Origin of the sequence: Mycobacterium talmoniae (assembly GCF_001854525.1) — a bacterium.
GTDB classification, from domain to species: Bacteria; Actinomycetota; Actinomycetes; order Mycobacteriales; family Mycobacteriaceae; genus Mycobacterium; species Mycobacterium talmoniae.
The window spans coordinates 43,642-59,662 of record NZ_MLQM01000001.1 but is presented as its reverse complement, the minus strand read 5'-3'; the positions used below and the strand labels follow the sequence as shown (position 1 = coordinate 59,662).

General features: G+C 64.6%; 15 protein-coding genes and 1 pseudogene. 13 read left to right on the top strand and 3 right to left on the bottom strand.

Annotation, left to right across the window (positions count from 1 at the left end):
• Positions 1-10 precede the first annotated feature (10 nt).
• Positions 11-518, top strand: a pseudogene (locus BKN37_RS30315) (LLM class oxidoreductase); the annotation flags it as partial.
• Between the two features lie 272 nt (positions 519-790).
• On the opposite strand, the gene BKN37_RS00260 reads toward BKN37_RS30315, so the two are convergent.
• The 3 genes from BKN37_RS00260 to BKN37_RS00250 form a co-directional block, all read right to left on the bottom strand.
• The gene (locus tag BKN37_RS00260; protein WP_105369016.1) at positions 791-1,147 is read right to left on the bottom strand and encodes a hypothetical protein; all 357 of its coding nucleotides are present in this window, start codon (positions 1,145-1,147) and stop codon (positions 791-793) included.
• A 223-nt stretch (positions 1,148-1,370) separates the two neighbouring features.
• Complete coding sequence (locus BKN37_RS00255; RefSeq protein ID WP_071019315.1) at positions 1,371-3,386, bottom strand: oxidoreductase; 2,016 nt, start codon at positions 3,384-3,386, stop codon at positions 1,371-1,373.
• Positions 3,383-4,600, bottom strand: coding sequence for a cytochrome P450 (locus tag BKN37_RS00250; protein WP_071019313.1), 1,218 nt, complete (start codon positions 4,598-4,600; stop codon positions 3,383-3,385). Before BKN37_RS00250 ends, BKN37_RS00255 begins: the two co-directional genes overlap by 4 nt.
• Before the next feature lie 310 nt (positions 4,601-4,910).
• Here BKN37_RS00250 and BKN37_RS00245 point away from each other — a divergent pair, with 310 nt between their 5' ends.
• The 12 genes from BKN37_RS00245 to BKN37_RS00195 all read left to right on the top strand — a co-directional run bounded on the left by BKN37_RS00245 (position 4,911) and on the right by BKN37_RS00195 (position 16,014).
• Complete coding sequence (locus BKN37_RS00245; protein WP_158260322.1) at positions 4,911-5,516, top strand: TetR/AcrR family transcriptional regulator; 606 nt, start codon at positions 4,911-4,913, stop codon at positions 5,514-5,516.
• Positions 5,513-6,625, top strand: coding sequence for a TIGR03857 family LLM class F420-dependent oxidoreductase (locus tag BKN37_RS00240; RefSeq protein ID WP_071019310.1), 1,113 nt, complete (start codon positions 5,513-5,515; stop codon positions 6,623-6,625). Before BKN37_RS00245 ends, BKN37_RS00240 begins: the two co-directional genes overlap by 4 nt.
• Before the next feature lie 5 nt (positions 6,626-6,630).
• Positions 6,631-6,846 carry an SDR family NAD(P)-dependent oxidoreductase gene (locus BKN37_RS30255; protein WP_341271919.1) on the top strand — a complete coding sequence of 72 codons (216 nt, stop codon included), beginning with the start codon at positions 6,631-6,633 and terminating at the stop codon, positions 6,844-6,846.
• Complete coding sequence (locus BKN37_RS00235; RefSeq protein ID WP_341271920.1) at positions 6,750-7,397, top strand: SDR family NAD(P)-dependent oxidoreductase; 648 nt, start codon at positions 6,750-6,752, stop codon at positions 7,395-7,397. The genes BKN37_RS30255 and BKN37_RS00235 overlap by 97 nt, the downstream gene beginning before the upstream one ends.
• 73 nt (positions 7,398-7,470) lie before the next feature.
• Positions 7,471-8,523 carry a phosphotransferase gene (locus BKN37_RS00230; RefSeq protein WP_083341483.1) on the top strand — a complete coding sequence of 351 codons (1,053 nt, stop codon included), beginning with the start codon at positions 7,471-7,473 and terminating at the stop codon, positions 8,521-8,523.
• A 34-nt stretch (positions 8,524-8,557) separates the two neighbouring features.
• Positions 8,558-9,337: an LLM class flavin-dependent oxidoreductase gene (locus tag BKN37_RS00225; protein ID WP_071019307.1), complete on the top strand. Its 780-nt coding sequence runs from the start codon at positions 8,558-8,560 to the stop codon at positions 9,335-9,337.
• A complete protein-coding gene (locus tag BKN37_RS00220) occupies positions 9,337-9,543 on the top strand; it encodes a nuclear transport factor 2 family protein (protein WP_071019304.1) in 207 nt (68 codons plus the stop codon). The genes BKN37_RS00225 and BKN37_RS00220 overlap by 1 nt, the downstream gene beginning before the upstream one ends.
• A 254-nt stretch (positions 9,544-9,797) precedes the next feature.
• Positions 9,798-11,012, top strand: a complete 1,215-nt coding sequence (locus BKN37_RS00215) for a cytochrome P450 (RefSeq protein ID WP_071019515.1) — start codon at positions 9,798-9,800, stop codon at positions 11,010-11,012.
• A gap of 82 nt (positions 11,013-11,094) precedes the next feature.
• Positions 11,095-12,204 carry an NDMA-dependent alcohol dehydrogenase gene (locus BKN37_RS00210; protein ID WP_071019299.1) on the top strand — a complete coding sequence of 370 codons (1,110 nt, stop codon included), beginning with the start codon at positions 11,095-11,097 and terminating at the stop codon, positions 12,202-12,204.
• 88 nt (positions 12,205-12,292) lie between these two features.
• Positions 12,293-13,486, top strand: coding sequence for a cytochrome P450 (locus BKN37_RS00205; protein WP_071019512.1), 1,194 nt, complete (start codon positions 12,293-12,295; stop codon positions 13,484-13,486).
• Between the two features lie 212 nt (positions 13,487-13,698).
• On the top strand, positions 13,699-14,895 hold the full coding sequence (locus tag BKN37_RS00200; RefSeq protein WP_071019295.1) for an alpha/beta hydrolase family protein: 1,197 nt from the start codon (positions 13,699-13,701) through the stop codon (positions 14,893-14,895).
• Positions 14,896-14,976: 81 nt separating this feature from the next.
• Entirely contained in the window at positions 14,977-16,014 is a 1,038-nt protein-coding gene (locus BKN37_RS00195; RefSeq protein ID WP_071019292.1) for an LLM class flavin-dependent oxidoreductase, read from the top strand.
• Positions 16,015-16,021: the final 7 nt, after the last annotated feature.

Here is a 16,021-nt window from a genome sequence, read left to right as displayed (position 1 = left end):
TGGTTCACCGGTCGATTACCTCGACGAACTGGACGCGGCCGGGATACCGGCAGACCGGCGTGTCGTGTCTGCACTGGGTCCGAAGGTGCTCGCGCTCGCCGCCCAGCGCAACGCTGCGCACGTCCCTATTTGACGGCTCCGGAACACATCACACTTGCGCGAACTGATCGGTGCTGCAGCGTTGTTGGCACCCGAGCACAAGGTGGTGCTGTCATCCAACGACGATCAAGCACGTGCCATCAAGCGTAAGACGGTGGCGCGTATATGGGTTTGACGGATTGCCGCATCAGTTGGAGGCGGCTGGTTTTCCCGCCGATGACATCACCAAGCCGGGTAGCGACAGCTTCATCGACGCCGTCGCTACCCACGGCGACGTCGACGACATAGCCCGGCGCCTCAACGAACATCGTGCCGCGGGTGCCGACCATGTCGCGATCCAGGTGCTTGGCGGCTGGGACAGGTTGCTGCCCACACTGACCGACCTAGCAGGACCGCTGGGCCTGAGCGCTAACCGGTAGCCGCGACCCGCGGCGGGACACCCGAGCCTGGCGTCTTCGTCGGCAGGACGCTGTCCCTCGTTCGTATCGCCGATTCGGTACGGGACGGGGTTCAGCACCGTGCCATCCGCCCGGAAATGCAGCGGCAGATTACAAATCAGCTACGTGTCCCACGGCGATGTCGTTCGCGCGCACGCGCACATCCCTGCCACCACGGCGGCTGGCTTAACCGCCCGCGACTTTGATCGGCGCGGCGCTGACGCGCATCCGACGACCACAGCGCCGAGGTTGACTCAGGTAGGCTCCTTTTCGGTGATCGCCTTCGCCGCCGATCCCAGACATGCCAGCGAGGTGCCGACGAACAGGACCGTGGCCAATGACGAGATCTTGCCGCGGCGCCTGGCGATCCCGACGGCCACGATGTCGGCTACATCGCATACCGCGGCGATCCCCAGCATCTTGCGTCGAGACGTCCCATTGGTGACCACGGGGCCTGCGGCCAAAGCGAAGTCACGCGTACCACCCAGGCGCAGGTACAAGGCGGCACTGACGTCCTTCGACGCATCGATGCCGAACAGCTTTCCGACGGTGATCGGCATCAGCCAACTACTGGCTCCGATGACCGATCGCACGACGGCCAGGGTGTTCACTGTGGCGGTAGGCATGCTGGATTCCTGTCTCTCTGCGCCCAACACGATGCGGGGTGATGTGCCGGAGGTCGTCGGATGATCCACACCGACTTAGCTTTCGGGCTGCCTGTCCTGAGATCGCGGACGTCCGACCGATTGGTCACGCCGGGGTATGCGGATTTCCGTACCGGAAGCTTACCAAGCGACGCTCGGTTATTGTGATGTTGGGTGCTGGCAGCGTCTCTCATGTGGCGCTTCCGCCCCAGCCGTAGCGTGCGCCGGGGCGGACCCATTCGGAGTGCAGCGAATCGACTGACTGACGCCCTTCAACGATGGCGATCTCGAGCCGCCGCGGCGAGTTTGCGTCGCCGATCACTCGCACCACAGGGCACGTGCCCGCCAGTTCCTGCTGCAGTTCCCGATCTGGAATCCCTCCGCTCATCAGGACGACATCATCGAAGGCGACTTCCTGCATCCGGTGCGGGGCCTCAAATGGCGCCACTTCGGCCGATCCTGGCGTCAGCCGGTGGAGTACCGTTCGTGGGAAAAATGTGAAGTCGCCCTGCAACAACTTCGCCAGAAGCGGGCTGCCGATCATCTCCCAGCGCATCTCCAGGTTGGCCGCTACTAAGGCGTATCGGCTCACCATCAGCACCCGGTGGCCAGTGTCGATGAGCCGTTGTGCGACGTCGATGCTCTCATAGTGGCCGATCTCATCGAGCAGCAACACGGTGTGCCCGAGGTTAGCTCCATGCAGGACATCGCAGCCGGTGTGGACGGCGACCTGGTCGATGCCGGGAAGTGGCAGGCTGGGTCGCAGAGTCTGGAATCCGTCACGGCGCGGGGTAATACCTGTCGCGACGACCACCGCATCGGGTACCAGCCCCCGTACCGCCTGGGCGTCGGCGCGGGTGCGCAGCCGGACGTCAACGGCGTGCAATTGCATCTCGTTGGCGTAGAAGGCCAGCAAGCCGGCCACCTCGGGTCGGGTGGACGGCACCAGCCGCAGCTGCCCACCCAGCGTGTCATCAGCTTCCAGCAGAGTCACACGGTGGCCGGCGATCGCGGCGCTGCGTGCCGCCTCCAGGCCCGCCGGGCCGCCCCCGACCACGACCACACGCAGTCCCGGTGCGTGCCGTGAAATGGCAGCGTCACCGTGCGTCAACTCGCGGCCCGAGGCGGGGTTGATGGTGCACATAGCCCGCCCACGGGTGTTCAGCCCTCCAGCGCAGCTCTGCAGGCATGCGATGCACGGGCGGATCTCGGTGCTGCGCCCGCTGACCGTCTTGGTGATCAGTTCGGGCTCGGCCAACGTGGCGCGGACCATCGAAACGAGATCAGCGACGCCAGAGGCCACTAGCTGATCGGCCTGTTGCAACGTGGTGATGCGGCCGGCGACGATCGTTGGCAGCGAGGTGGCGCGGGTCATCCGCTCGCTGATAGGCAGCATGTATCCCGGGGCTAGATGGGCGCCGCCGATCAGCAGATCGCGGGCGTAATGCGACCCGAGCGATACGTCCACGAAGTCGATCACGCGGTCACGTTCCAGCATCGAGATGAGTGCGATCAGATCGGACGGAGTGGTTTGGTCCTCCGGACCGTCGGGGGATATCCGTAGGCCAACCGGATAATCCGGTCCAACCGCGGCGCGTACCTCCCCGAGAACCTCCACGAGGTAGCGTGCGCGATTCTCCAACGGCCCGCCGTAGTCGTCGTTGCGCAGATTGGTCGCAGGCGACAGAAAGCTGGAGAAGAGGTAGCCATGTCCCGCGTGCAGTTCGATGCCGTCGATGCCTCCTTCGCGGGCCCGGAGAGCAGCCCCGACGAAGGATTCAGTCAACTCGTCCATCATGGGGCGCGTCATCGGTATGGGCAGCATGCCCAGCCCCGGGTCGGGGACGTGCGACGCGGCCCAGGGCGCCGAGCTGTCCAAGGTCAGCTGCGTCGGACCGCCGTGCCAGATCTGCTGAAACAGTCGCATCCCCTTCGCGTGAACTGCAGTGGTGAGCTTCGTTAACCCTGGCAGGGCGCGGTCATTGCTCAGGTCGAGCATCGCAGGGGAACTCCAGTGGATCTGCGCGACGTCGGCGAAGGCGAGCGCGACACCGCCCTGAGCACGGGCGAGCAAGAACGCGATCATGTCGTCGCTCACCAACTGGTCCACTGCGAGCCCACTGCCCTGGGAGGTGCGCACCACCCGGTTGCGCAGCTGCACGGGCCCGATCGCCATTGGGCTCAGGACATGCTGGTAAGCGCTCATCGGGGGACCGGAGTGAACATCACCTCGAGCTTCGCGGGCCCACGGGTGTTGCCGCCCCCGCCCCATTCGACAGCCGTGGGGCCGCCCTCGCCGGAGAGGGTGTAGTCCGGGATGGTGGCGAGAATCTCCTCGAGCACGATCAACATCTCGGTCACCGCGAGATACTCGCCAAGGCACCGGTGATACCCGGAACCAAAGGTCAGGTGCTGGTTCGACGGGCGATCGATATCGAAGGTGAACGGGTCGGGGAATTTCGCCGGGTCGCGGTTGGCGGCACCGAAGTTGAGCATCACTTTATCGCCACGGCGTAACTGTGCACCAGATCGAGCGTGGTCATTGACGGCGGTGCGGGCCATATGGATGATCGGCGGGTCGATGCGCAGCGACTCGTGCACCGTGGCGCTCATCATGGTGGGATCGGCCAGTAGACGGTCCTTCAGGCCGGGCTCAGTGGCGAGACGAAACAACATGCTGCCGATGCCGTGCACAGTGGTCTCGTGTCCAGCCACCACCACCAGTTGCACCATGCCCAGCGCGGTCGCCGGCAGGATCTCTTCGTTGTTGATGCGGGCGTTCACGAGTTTGCTCAACGTGTCGTCGCGTGGATGGGTACGCCGATTGTTGATCAGTTCTTCAAGCCATGACTCCAGCTCCTTGGCGGCCGCCATCTTGGCCTCGATGCCAGCCTTCGCCGACGAGAGGAAATTGCCGGTGAGCTCGCGCACGCCCGTGCATTCCTCGGGCTGGAGACCGAGGGCGGCGCCGATGGCAAGCGGCGGCACGATCTCGGCCACCGAACGCACCAGATCGGCATGCCCATCGGCCGAGAACGCCGCGATACACTCCCGCACGATGCCGCGAAGCCGTGACTCTAAGGCAGCGATCGCAGGCTTGGTGAAGAACGGCATTATCAGTTTGCGGTATGGCGTGTGCTCTGGCGGGTCGAGTTCGGCCGGGATGACCGGCATCGATGCACCTGTCGGGGGGATCATGATGCCCCCGGTTGTGGTGTAGCGCTGATGATCACGCGCCGCGTCGAGGACACCTTCGTAGGTGGCGAGCAGCCAGAAACCACCGTATTGCTCACTCCACCCGATCGGGCATCGCTGACGAATGTCCGCAAGGGCTTCGTGCAGGCGTGATTTGACGACGGGGTCGGCGAAGTCGTAGTCGATCGCCGGACAGCGCACGGTCCTCGGGGCGTTAGCTGTCATCAATTTCTCCTTAAGCCTGGCTATAATCAAACGGTGTTTGGCGAGCGGAGTCAAGGGAAAATCGTTCGTTCGGCATCCGACGGCGCGTCGTGACGTGAGCCAGGATGTTAGTTCGACGACCAATCTCGGCGGCCGGGTGAAGCTGGGTTATTTCGGCCCGATCAGGGCGCGGCTTTCAGGTGGTGCTTCTGTCCCAGCCGTAGCGTTGACTTACGCGTAAGCTACCCGTAAGTTTACCGGCGTGCAGGAGCACGTACCCGTGGCCGAATCGCCGGACACGACCGCCACGGGACTGACTCACGAGCGGATCGTGGACGCGGCATCGGACCTGATCGCGGCCGAGGGGTTCCGTGGGTTAAGCATGCGCAAGCTGGGCGACCGGCTGGGCTGCGCGGCGATGTCGCTGTACCGGTACTTCGCGACCAAGGAGGAGCTGCTGAGCGTGCTGGCCGATCAACTGGTCGCAGAGATCGAGCTGCCGGATCGCGAGGCCGCATGGGACACCCGGATCATTGAGTACTTCGTCAACGTCGAGCAGCTCTTCCAGCGCCACCCCGAATTGGCGGAGATTTCCACACGACAGCACCTCAACTCGACGTCGGCATTTCGCGGGGTGGAGATGGTGCTTGGCGCACTACGCGAGGCTGGGCTGGACTCGGAGCAGGCAGTCAGTGCGTGGTACGCGCTGACATTCTTCACCGCGGGGTTCTCCTACCGGCGCGCGACCGAGCACGCGGACCGGGATCGCGACGGCGGACGTCGCCGTCGCATCGGTGCGCTTCCGCGTGAGGAGTTCGAGCACTTCCACGAGATCGCCGCGATGTACACAGGTGGGCTGTCGGATCGGGATTTCGAGTCGGCGCTGCGTGTGGTGCTGGCCGGGGTCGCAACCCTGGGGAAGGAGTCGCGCCGATGACTGAGCTGTGGCCCGTTACCGAACGGGACGAGGTGATCGAGGATCTCAGCGCGTTCGTGATCGCGGGTCGTGTGAAAGCGTCCCCACAAGGCCGCTATGAGACCGATGAGCGCTCGCCTCGGCAGGGCGTCGCCGACGGCGCGGAGGCCGAGCGGCTCGGCTTCCGGCGCATTTTCCTCTCGGAGCGGTGGAATTTGAAGGAGGCCGGCGCCATCCTTGGCGGCGTCGGCGCACTGACGTCGCGCGTTGAGCTCGGCACCGGTGTGGTGCCAGCATTCGCGCGGCATCCGATGCATGCTGCGGCGTTTGCGTCGACGATGCAGGCGGCGTACGGGCCGCGGTTCGTCCTTGGCCTCGGCCGCGGTGGCGGTGGCGGTGCCGGGTACGAGCATCGGAACGGCTTTGGCGCACTGGAGGATTACGTGCGCATCGTGCGGCGACTGTGGGCGGGGGAGCAGGTCGACTACGACGGTCCCGCCGGGTCGTTTACCCGCCTGAAGATGGACGACCGGCACGATGGACCCGATCCACAGGTGTGGTTCGGGACGTTCGGGCTGCCGCGCGGCGCGATGGCTGCCGCGCGGGTCATGGACGGCGTCTTGCTGATCCCCAACCTGACGCCGGACGCGACCCGCGATGCCGTGGCACGCCTCCGCGAGGCGTGTGCGGCAGTGGGTCGCGACCCTGCAACCCTGCGGGTCGCGCAGTGCGTGATCACCGCGCCCGAGCTCGATGACACCGAGACGCGGCAGATCTGCCACGCGCGGACGCTTACCTACCTCCAGGCGCCCGGCTGGGGTGACACGTTGTGCGACATGAACGGTTGGGACCTCGGGACGCTTGAGCGGATCCGGTCGCAGGACGTACTGCAGGGCCACGACTCGATTGCCGACTCGGTCTTCCACCGCGCGCAGATGAAAGAGCCGGCCCGGGCCGTGCCGGACACCTGGATGGAGGAGTCGTGCGCGATCGGGTCGGTCGCGCACTGCGTCGACCGGTTGCGCGTCTACCGCGATGCCGGTGCCGACGAGATCGTCACATACGGCTCGACGCCCGCGCAGAACGCCGCGCTGGCCGAGGCCTGGAGAAACCGAGGACGGAAAGCATGAGTGCAATGACACCCGTCGGTGACCGGTTGCTCGGCAAGGTGACGGTGATCACCGGCGCGGGCAGCGGGATCGGCGCCGCGATGGCCGCGGCCATGCGCGCGCAAGGCGCACGCGTGGTCGTGACATCAGCGGACAACAGAACGACGTCGCCCGCGAACTCGGCCACGGCGCGATCGCCGTCCACGTCGACGTCAGCGACGACGACTCGGTTGCCGCGATGATCACCGCGGCCCGTGATGCCTTCGGCGGCGTCGACGTCTTGTGCAACAACGCCGGGGTGGACGGCGACATCGTGCCGACCGCGGACTGCTCGCTGGAGAACTTCGAGCGAGTCCTCGCCGTCAACACTCGCGGCGTGTTCCATGGGCTGCGGCACGCGATCCCCGCCATGCTCGAACGTGGCGGTGGGTCGGTGATCAACACCGCATCGGTCGGCGGGCAGGTGTCGTTTCCGTTCCTGGCGGCCTACTGCGCGAGCAAGGCGGCCGTGCTCGCCCTGACACGGTCGGTGGCCATTGAATACGGGACGCAAGGCATCCGCAGCAACGCGATCTGCCCCGGCGTCGTGCGCACTGCGCTTCTGGAGTCGATTCAGCACCGTGACCCGGAAACGGCCCAAGGGCTGATCGCCAACGCCGAAGCGATGACCCCGCTCGGCCGACTGGGCAGTCCCGGCGAGATCGCGACGATGGCGGTGTTCCTGGCCAGCGACGAGTCGTCCTTCCTGACCGGTGCGGCGTTGGCCGTAGACGGCGGATACACGGCGGCATGACGATGAGGAACGAGACCCTCGAGGGTGGAACCTACGACGTGATCATTGCCCCCGTTCCTGGGCAGCTGACGCGATGAGTCCCGTCGACTCACGCTTTACCCGGCTCGACGCGAGCTGGGTGGACCGGGTACTGCGCGAGGGCGGCCACACCGGCGCGAGGGTCACCGCGGTGACGCCCGAGCCATTGGCCTCCAGCGGCGCGACCACCGAAATGGCGCGCCTGCGGCTCGAGTACGCCGACGGTGAGCCTGGACCGGCGTCACTTGTCGGCAAGCTCCGCGGCCAAGACGACCTGCGCCGCCAGATCGACGCGGCGATGGGCCTGTTCGATCGCGAGGTGCGCTTCTACCGTGGGCTCGCCGGCGATCTGCCGGTCGACACCGCTGCGGTCTTCCACACCGGCGATGGCCACCAGACACCGCTGCTGCTCGAGGATCTGGCCGGACTGCGGCTCGGTGACCAGGCGGCCGGGCTGAGCGTCTCCGACGCCGAGCAGTGCCTGGATGCGCTCGCCGCGCTGCACGCCGCGTACTGGCAGTCGCCCACGTTGCAGACCCCCTGGCTGACCAACCCCTGCGAGGGCATGTTCCGTCAGATGACGGCGCAGCTTATGGTCAGCGGCGTCGGTGCACTCGACGCCTACGCGTCGTCTGGCCAGCGCGGCCAGATTCCGACCGACCCGGCCCGCTGGGAGAAGTTGATCGCGAGGCTCGGCGACGGCCCACACACGCTGGTCCACAACGACTGCCGGTTGGACAACATCTTTTTCCGCCACGATGGCCGGCCGGTGGTGGTCGACTGGCAGACGCTTGCCACCGCGCGCGCCAGCATGGATGTTGCCAACCTGCTCGGCGGCAGTATGGAACCCGATGACCTGTCGACCAACTGGGAACGGCTGCTCCGCCGCTATCACGACGGACTTGTGCAGGGAGGGGTCGAGGGCTACAGCTTCGACGAGCTGCTGTTGCACTACCGCCAGAACCTCATCTGGCCCCTCGGACAAGGCCTGGCATTGATCGGCGCGCTGAAGACCAACGACACCCGCGGTGTCGGCCCGAAGAATGTCATGCGCGCGCTGGCGCACGTCGCCGAGCTTGACGCATTCGCCGCGCACACCGAAGCCTGACCACGCTCCCGCAAGACGGAGGAGGAATCCGCTCATGCTCGAAACCTGTGTCGGTGTCTGGACCGATAGCCACTTCCCGGCCGGTGCCATCGCCGACCAATGCTGCGCCCTGCAAGACAGCGGCCACGTCGATGGCGTGCTCATACCCGACCAGCTTGCCGGCTTTGCGCCACAACAACTGTGGACCCCGGAGAACACCCCGCTCGCAGGGTTGATCGGGGACCCCGATTCGGCGATGGACGCGTTCATGGTCGCGCCGTATATCCACGCGGCGGCACCGAAGCTGAACCTGCATCTGACGTCCGACAGCGTCCGACGTGGACCAGCAGAGCTGGTGCAGTCGATGCTGACGCTCGCGCACTTGACCGAAGGGCGTGCGAACTTCCAGATCGGCAGCGGAGAGCTCAAACAGACCGGGCCGTTCGGACGTCCCACCAACCAGGGGATGTCGCGGATGAAGGACCTGTTCCAGATCTACCGGCAGATCCTCGACACCGACGGGCCCATCGACTTCGACGGCCGGCGCTGGAAGTTCAAGCGCGCATACCTCGGCGGTGCAAAGCAATATCGACCGACGCTGTGGGTGCTGGGCGGCGGTCCGCAGCTCCTCGACTACGCTACCTCCTGGGCTGACGGTCTCGCGATCGCGGCACCCAACGCGCTCACCTCGCCGGAGCAAACCGCGGAGGCGATCCGGGCGGTCCGCCGGCAGGTCGAGCAGAAGGGCCGCGACCCCGACCAGTTCCGCATCGCGCTGTGGGTCTGCGTCCTGCTCCATCCCGACGAGGCCAAGCTCGAAGCCGCCCGCTTGTGATGCACATCGTCAGCAATGAGCGCATCACCGAACTCGACGGCAACCGCGCGAAAGGCACCTGCCACCTACGCACCGCCGGCACGGTCAATGGCACCCCGCTGGACGCGCACGGCTACTACGACGACGAATACATCAAGGTCGACGGCCAGCGGCGGTTCGCCCGTCGTACCCCGGTCGGGTTCGTGCCGCCGCAACCGGTGGTGTAAGCCGACCATGTCGTCGAGTTCGAACGCGATCCTGACCGCTACCGTAGTGGTCGCGACCGACTAATTCTGCCGGGACCGCAGACGCGACTGTGGGGTCACAAAACGACGCACCCGGCACGGGTTGTCTGCATAGACAATCGCCGTTAGATTAATGCGCTATGTGATCCACGTTATCCGGGACGCAAGGATGCGCCACAGCCAGCTCGTTGGCGGTAGCGACTCCGGCGATGCAGCACCTCAGGGAGGACCGCGCAATGACCGACACCACGAGCCGCCAGGCTGAGCATCCGCAGTTGCCCGACGAAGGTGAGATCGCTGGCCTCTTGCCGGACTTCGACTTCTTCCAGCCGGAGCACAGTGACCGCTGGGAGGAAATACTCGGCTACGCGCGCCAGCACTGCCCCGTGCCACACACTTCGGCCACCGGTGGTTATTACATCGCGACCCGGTACGAGGACGTTCGACGCGTCCTCACCGATCCTGAGACCTTCTCGTCCACGCAGTACACCAACATCACCGGCAACGGGGGTGTGTTGCTGCCTCCTCTCGACACGGACCCTCCACTGCAGCATGACTTCCGGCAGTTGCTGAACCCGTTCTTCCATCCGAAGCGGCTTGCGGCCAACGATGGGCGGGTACGCGATATCGCGGTCGCCGCTATGGACCCCTGGATGGGGTCAGGTCGGTGCGAAGCCATGCAGGACTTCAGCAACCCGTTCGTCACGAACGTGTTGGCATCAGTGATCTTCGAAGATGACGATGGGGGACTCTTCCGCGAGGCCGCGGCCTGCAACGAGCGCTTCATCACCGGCGACATCTCAGGGGTCGTGGATTTCTATCAGCTCATGGTCGGATTCGTCGAGGAACGCACCGTCAGTTCCCGACCAGGAGACATCGTCGAAGCCATCACGACCGGTACGGTGGCCGGCCGTCCGCTGACCGATGCCGAACGCGTCGGCGTGGTGCAAGTTCTGTTCATCGGCGGCTTGGATACCACGAAGGTGGCGATTGGTGACATGCTGCTACAACTCGCTGTCGATGCTTCGTTCGAGCAGCGACTTCGTAGGCCCGGATGGGAGCGCACTGTCTTGGACGAATTTCTCCGGCACAGCTCACCGGTGGGCGCGATGGGACGCATCGTGACTCGCGATGTGGACCTCAACGGTGCCCAGCTGCACGCGGGTGACCGGGTGCTCGTGTATTTTGCCAGCGCCAACCGGGACGCCGACGTTTTCGAGCGCCCAGACGAAGTCCGCTTCGACCGAGAACGAAATCCGCATGTCGCGTTCGGAATGGGCGTGCACCGCTGCATCGGCATGCACCTTGCACGACAACAGATTCGGATCGCGATCGACACCCTACTCGAACGGATCACGAACATCCGACTCGCTCCGGGGACGGAACTGTCCAGACGACCTGGAATGAGTCGTCTCCTCAACGCACTGCCGATCGAATTCGATATCCGGTAGAGGGCAGCATTGGAAGGTGTCTTACCCGCCGGCCTGCAGTTGCTTGGCGCTCGTAGCTTCCCTACTCATATAAGGAGAACCAGTGAAGACAACAGCGGCCATCCTGTGGGAGGTCGGACAGAGGTGGAGTGTCGAGGAAGTCGAACTCGACGATCCGATGCCCGGCGAGGTGCGTGTGAGGCTGGCCTCCAGCGGCCTGTGTCATTCCGACGACCATGGGGTGAAGGGGGACATGCCGATCGGTCTTCCGCTCGTCGGCGGCCACGAGGGCGCGGGGGTTGTTGAGGAGGTCGGCGCCGGGGTGACACGGCTCAAGCCGGGCGACCACGTGGTGATGGCCTTCATGCCGGCGTGTGGGCATTGCCGTTGGTGTGCCAGCGGCAACTCCGTGTTGTGTGACCACGGCGCCGTCATCATGGCTGGATTGCCCATCGCGGACGGCAAACCACGTACCCATGCCCGCGGGCAGGGACTGGGTCGGATGTCGCTACTGGGAACCTTCAGCCCGTATGCCGTCGTCCACCAAGACTCGTGCGTGAAGATCGATGACGACATCCCGCTGGAATTGGCCTCGCTCGTGGGGTGCGGTGTGGCAACGGGATTCGGCGCGGCGGTCAACCGCGCCCAGGTCGGTCCAGGAGATACCGTGGTTGTGGTCGGTTGCGGTGGACTTGGGTCGAGTGCGATCCAGGGGTCTCGGATCGCTGGCGCGGAGGTCATCGTTGCGGTCGATCCTGTTCCGTTCCGCCGACAACAGTCTGAATTGCTTGGCGCCACCCATTCGGCCGCGTCGATGGAGGAGGCAATGCCACTGGTCACCGAGTTGACCAAAGGTGTGATGGCCGACAAGACCATCATGACCGCGAGCCTGATGACCGGCGACATGTTGCTGCCGCTGATGCTGCTGACCCGCAAGGGCGGGCGGGCATGCCTCACGTCGGTTGCGAATCCGAACGTCACCAACGTCGATGTCGTGCTGGTGGATGTGATCCTCAGTCAAAAGGAGATCGTCGGCAACGTATTCGGCGGATGTAATCCGCACGCCGATTTGCCCCGGCTGCTCTCGTTGTATAAGCGGGGGGAGCTCAAGCTCAAGGAGCTCGTCACCAAGACCTACACCCTCGACCAGGTTAACGAGGGCTATGACGACCTGCTCAGTGGAACCATCATGCGCGGCATGATCACGTTCTGAGGATCATTGCCCAAACCGAACAACGATGGTTAACTGGGCGAGCCGCATGTTCATCTCGCAAGTGGCAAGTGAAGGAAAGAGTAGGCAGATGCAGTCCAACTTTGGTGTCGACCCCGCCGAGATCCTTCCGCACTACAACATGTGGGACCCGGAGCACGAGCAGATCAAGTGGGACGTCTTCTCCTATGCTCGCAGCAAATGCCCTGTCGCGCATACCGATGGTGATGGCGGTGGACAGTACATCGTAAGCCGCTACGAGGACGTGCGGCGAGTTCTCGAAGACCCGGAGCTCTTCTCGTCGACCGGCGTCGCGCCCCGGCCGTCTCCGGTGGGACTAAATCCGCTGGACTCCGATCCGCCCTACCAACCCGATCTGCGCAAGATCCTCAACCCGCTGTTCGGCCGCAACTTCCTGCTGAAGTTCGAGCCCGAACTACGGAAGAACGCCGTCGACCTCATCGAGTCCTTCATTCACCACGGCCGATTCGACTTTATCCAGGAGTTTGCCGGCCCATTCGTCGGAAACGCGTTGTCGAGAGCCGTTTTCAACGAAGACGATCCGGCAAAGATGGTGCATGCCGCCGAGGTAGTGGTCCGAGTGGCGATCGAGGGTACCGACGAGGCCTACTTCGAGCTTGTTGTTCTGTCCGGACAGTACCTCGCTGAACGTGCGCAAAACCCTACCGATGCCAACGACGTCTTGAACGCTATTTCCACGGGCACGGTGGAGGGCGGCAGGCACCTGACGGATGCGGAGCGGCTCGGGGTGGTGACCGTCCTGTTCCTTGGTGGCCTCGACACCACGCGCGGCGCGTTGGGATCGATCGCCTACCACCTCGCCAAGCAGCCCGAGCTGGAAAAACGGGTGCGGGACCCTGCCTGGATCCGCCAGGACATGGATGAGTTCATCCGGCTGGAGTCGCCCGTCGGTTGTCTGGGGCGACGGGCCACCCGGGATGTCGAACTCGGCGGGGTGCAGATCAAACAGGGCGAACAGATACTCCTTCGGTACGATTCGGCCAACCGCGACGAGGCGCAGTTCGACGATCCCGCAAACCTGAGGTTCGACCTGCGGCGCGGTGGACACGCCGGGTTCGGGCTAGGGTTGCATCGTTGCCTGGGAGTTCATTTCGCGCGGATCCAGATTGCGGTCGCATTCGAAGAGCTCTTCAAGAGAGTCACCAACCTGCGCTTTGCCAACCCCGATACCGAGGTCCGTTGGGCCCCAGGAATTGCCAATGGCCCCGAAAGTCTGGAGCTGACTTTCGACGTTATCGGCTGACGAGATGTAGGTGAGCATGTGACGTTTGCTGCCGGGGAAGGGTGCCGGGCAGCTCCGCGCGGTGGTGCGCGGCTTTCTCGACAAGCGCCCGGATGAGGGGCGGAGCGGTAGCGGCCTTCCCGAACCAAACGATGTATGGTTAAGATTGGCCGAGCGGTTGTAGCGAAAGATTGAGGTGATCAGATGCGCAGCGTTGTGGAAGCGAGGGGTGCATGAGCGCCCAACCAGTCCGGGTCGCGCGGACCAGCTACCGGCGCACCCCGTACCTAGTGGTGACAAAGGAGCAGTCCGTCCGCAAAGACGTGTACGGGACCATCGGCGACAACGTGGTACGTCAGGCTCAACTGCTGCGTGGGCAACATGACTCCGACACGGTGGTCGTGGCGTCGCACCCCATCGGCTCGCCAGGCTACCTACCGTTCTTCTCGGAACTGGCTCGCACCGGGGTCCACGTCATTGGGTGCGCCAACCGGTACTCGTTAGGAGACTCGGCGCTGCAGATGGAGAACCACCTCCTCGATGTCGGGGCCTGCGTCCGCGACGCCAAGGAACGGCTGGGATACGCCAAGGTTGTGCTGGCCGGCTGGAGTGGCGGTGGCTCGCCGATGATGGGCTATCAGGCCGAAGCGGAGAAGCCGGCCATCACCGAGACTGCCGCCGGCGAGCCGACGCCGCTGGCCGAGACAGCGCTTGCACCCGCAGACGGGGTGCTGTTGCTGGCCGCCCCGCGCAGCCGCCACCGCCTGCTGACGGAGTTCCTGGATGCTTCGGTTACCGACGAGCTGACACCCGAGCGCAATCGGGATGTCGAATTTGACTTGTACGATCCGGCCAATCCGAACCAGCCGCCGTACCCGGCAGACTTCCTAGCCGCCTACCGCGAGCGGCAGCGCGAGCGAAATCGCCGGATCACCGCGTTCGCCCAGGAAAAGCTGGACGAGTTCGGTCGAGCGGGCCGCCCGCACGCGGAGCATGCGTTCGTGGTCCATGGCACGATGGCTGACCCGCGCTGGTTGGACCCCACGATCGAACCCAATGGGCGCAGGCCCCGTTGGAGCTACCTTGGAGACCCCGAAGTCGCCAACACCAGCCCGGGCGCGCTGATGCGTTTCACCACCACGCGTAGCTGGCTGTCCCAGTGGGGGCTGGACACCGCCCAGGTCGACGCTGGCGACGCCGCGCCGAGGGTATCGATCCCGGTTCTGTTGATGTGCAACGGCGCCGATGACGCCGTTCCCACCAGCCACCAGTCGCAGGTGTTTGACGCCGTCGCTCATCAGGACAAGGAACGCGTCGATCTGCCGGAGGCCAACCACTATTTCAGCGGTCAGGACCAGCGATCGCATCTGTCGGATGCCGTCGACCACGTCTACGACTGGATGCAACGGCACGGGTTCGCGGCTTTGTGAACGCCCTTGGCATACCGTGCGCGCCGGGGCCGTGCTCGCGTTAACGCAACCGCTATCGATCTGATTCCACAGGAGGGTGAGATGAAACTGAGCTTGATGTCGTTGGGAGATGTGGTCACCGACCCGGTCACCGGTAGGACCGAGACCGCGGCGGAACGACACCGTGCGATTGTGGAGGCAGCAGTGGCGGCTGACCAGGTCGGCTTCCACTGTGTGCACGTCGGGGAACATCATGGGTTGGACTACACGACGTCGGCTCCACCGGTGATCCTATCGGCGATCGGGGAGCGGACCACCAGGCTGCGGTTGTCCACCGCGGTGACGTTGGCCGCAAACCTTGATCCGATCCGGGTGGCCGAGGACTACGCGACCGTGGATGCCCTGTCGGGTGGGCGTTGTGAAGTCGTCGTGGGACGCGGCAATTTCTTCGTCTCCACCTACACGTTGTTTGGCCAGCAGTTGACCGACTCCCATGAGCTGTTTGCCGAGAACGTCGAGCTGCTCACCCAATTGTGGGCTGGCAAGGAGATCAATTGGCCTGGGTCTCGGCATCGTGCGCCGATTAGCGACTTCACGGTGCAACCCGCGCCGGTGGGTCCCCTGCCGGTGTGGATCGGTGGTGGCGCATCGGAGTCTTCGACGGAACTGGCGGCCCGGCTCGGCCTTGACCTGATGCTGCCCTCGGCGTTCGGCAACCCCGAGATGTTCAAGCCGGTGGTAGACAGCTATCGGGAGAAATTCGCGTCCTACGGCCATCCGCGTCCGCCACGGATCGGTGCCTGCTGGCATGTGAACGTAGCCGACACCAGCCAGGCGGCCAGAGAGCGGTGGGAACCACGCTACCGCAACTACTTCGAGTTGATGATGACAATCATTTCTCGCGTTAACCCCGACCCGCCGCCGTTCATCAAGAAGCCTTTCGACTTCGAGTTTCTCACCACTCGTGGCCCCGCCATTGTGGGCAGTCCCGCCGAGGTAGCAGACCGGCTGAACACGTGGTCGCAGTTACTGTCCACCGACACCAACCTGATCTACATGGACATGGGCGGCCAGCTCGCCGGCGAGTACCGCGATATGGTCGAACTTATTGGTAGCGCGGTGATTCCGCAGCTGCACTGAAGCGTAT

What these genes read in the sequence shown, in the direction of transcription:
- BKN37_RS00255 (WP_071019315.1), bottom strand. Translation starts at nt 3,386, where the DNA reads ATGAGCGCTTACCAGCATGTCCTGAGCCCAATGGCGATCGGGCCCGTG.
- BKN37_RS00250 (WP_071019313.1), bottom strand. Translation starts at nt 4,600, where the DNA reads ATGACAGCTAACGCCCCGAGGACCGTGCGCTGTCCGGCGATCGACTAC.
- BKN37_RS00240 (WP_071019310.1), top strand. Translation starts at nt 5,513, where the DNA reads ATGACTGAGCTGTGGCCCGTTACCGAACGGGACGAGGTGATCGAGGAT.
- BKN37_RS30255 (WP_341271919.1), top strand. Translation starts at nt 6,631, where the DNA reads ATGACACCCGTCGGTGACCGGTTGCTCGGCAAGGTGACGGTGATCACC.
- BKN37_RS00230 (WP_083341483.1), top strand. Translation starts at nt 7,471, where the DNA reads ATGAGTCCCGTCGACTCACGCTTTACCCGGCTCGACGCGAGCTGGGTG.
- BKN37_RS00225 (WP_071019307.1), top strand. Translation starts at nt 8,558, where the DNA reads ATGCTCGAAACCTGTGTCGGTGTCTGGACCGATAGCCACTTCCCGGCC.
- BKN37_RS00220 (WP_071019304.1), top strand. Translation starts at nt 9,337, where the DNA reads ATGCACATCGTCAGCAATGAGCGCATCACCGAACTCGACGGCAACCGC.
- BKN37_RS00215 (WP_071019515.1), top strand. Translation starts at nt 9,798, where the DNA reads ATGACCGACACCACGAGCCGCCAGGCTGAGCATCCGCAGTTGCCCGAC.
- BKN37_RS00205 (WP_071019512.1), top strand. Translation starts at nt 12,293, where the DNA reads ATGCAGTCCAACTTTGGTGTCGACCCCGCCGAGATCCTTCCGCACTAC.
- BKN37_RS00200 (WP_071019295.1), top strand. Translation starts at nt 13,699, where the DNA reads ATGAGCGCCCAACCAGTCCGGGTCGCGCGGACCAGCTACCGGCGCACC.
- BKN37_RS00195 (WP_071019292.1), top strand. Translation starts at nt 14,977, where the DNA reads ATGAAACTGAGCTTGATGTCGTTGGGAGATGTGGTCACCGACCCGGTC.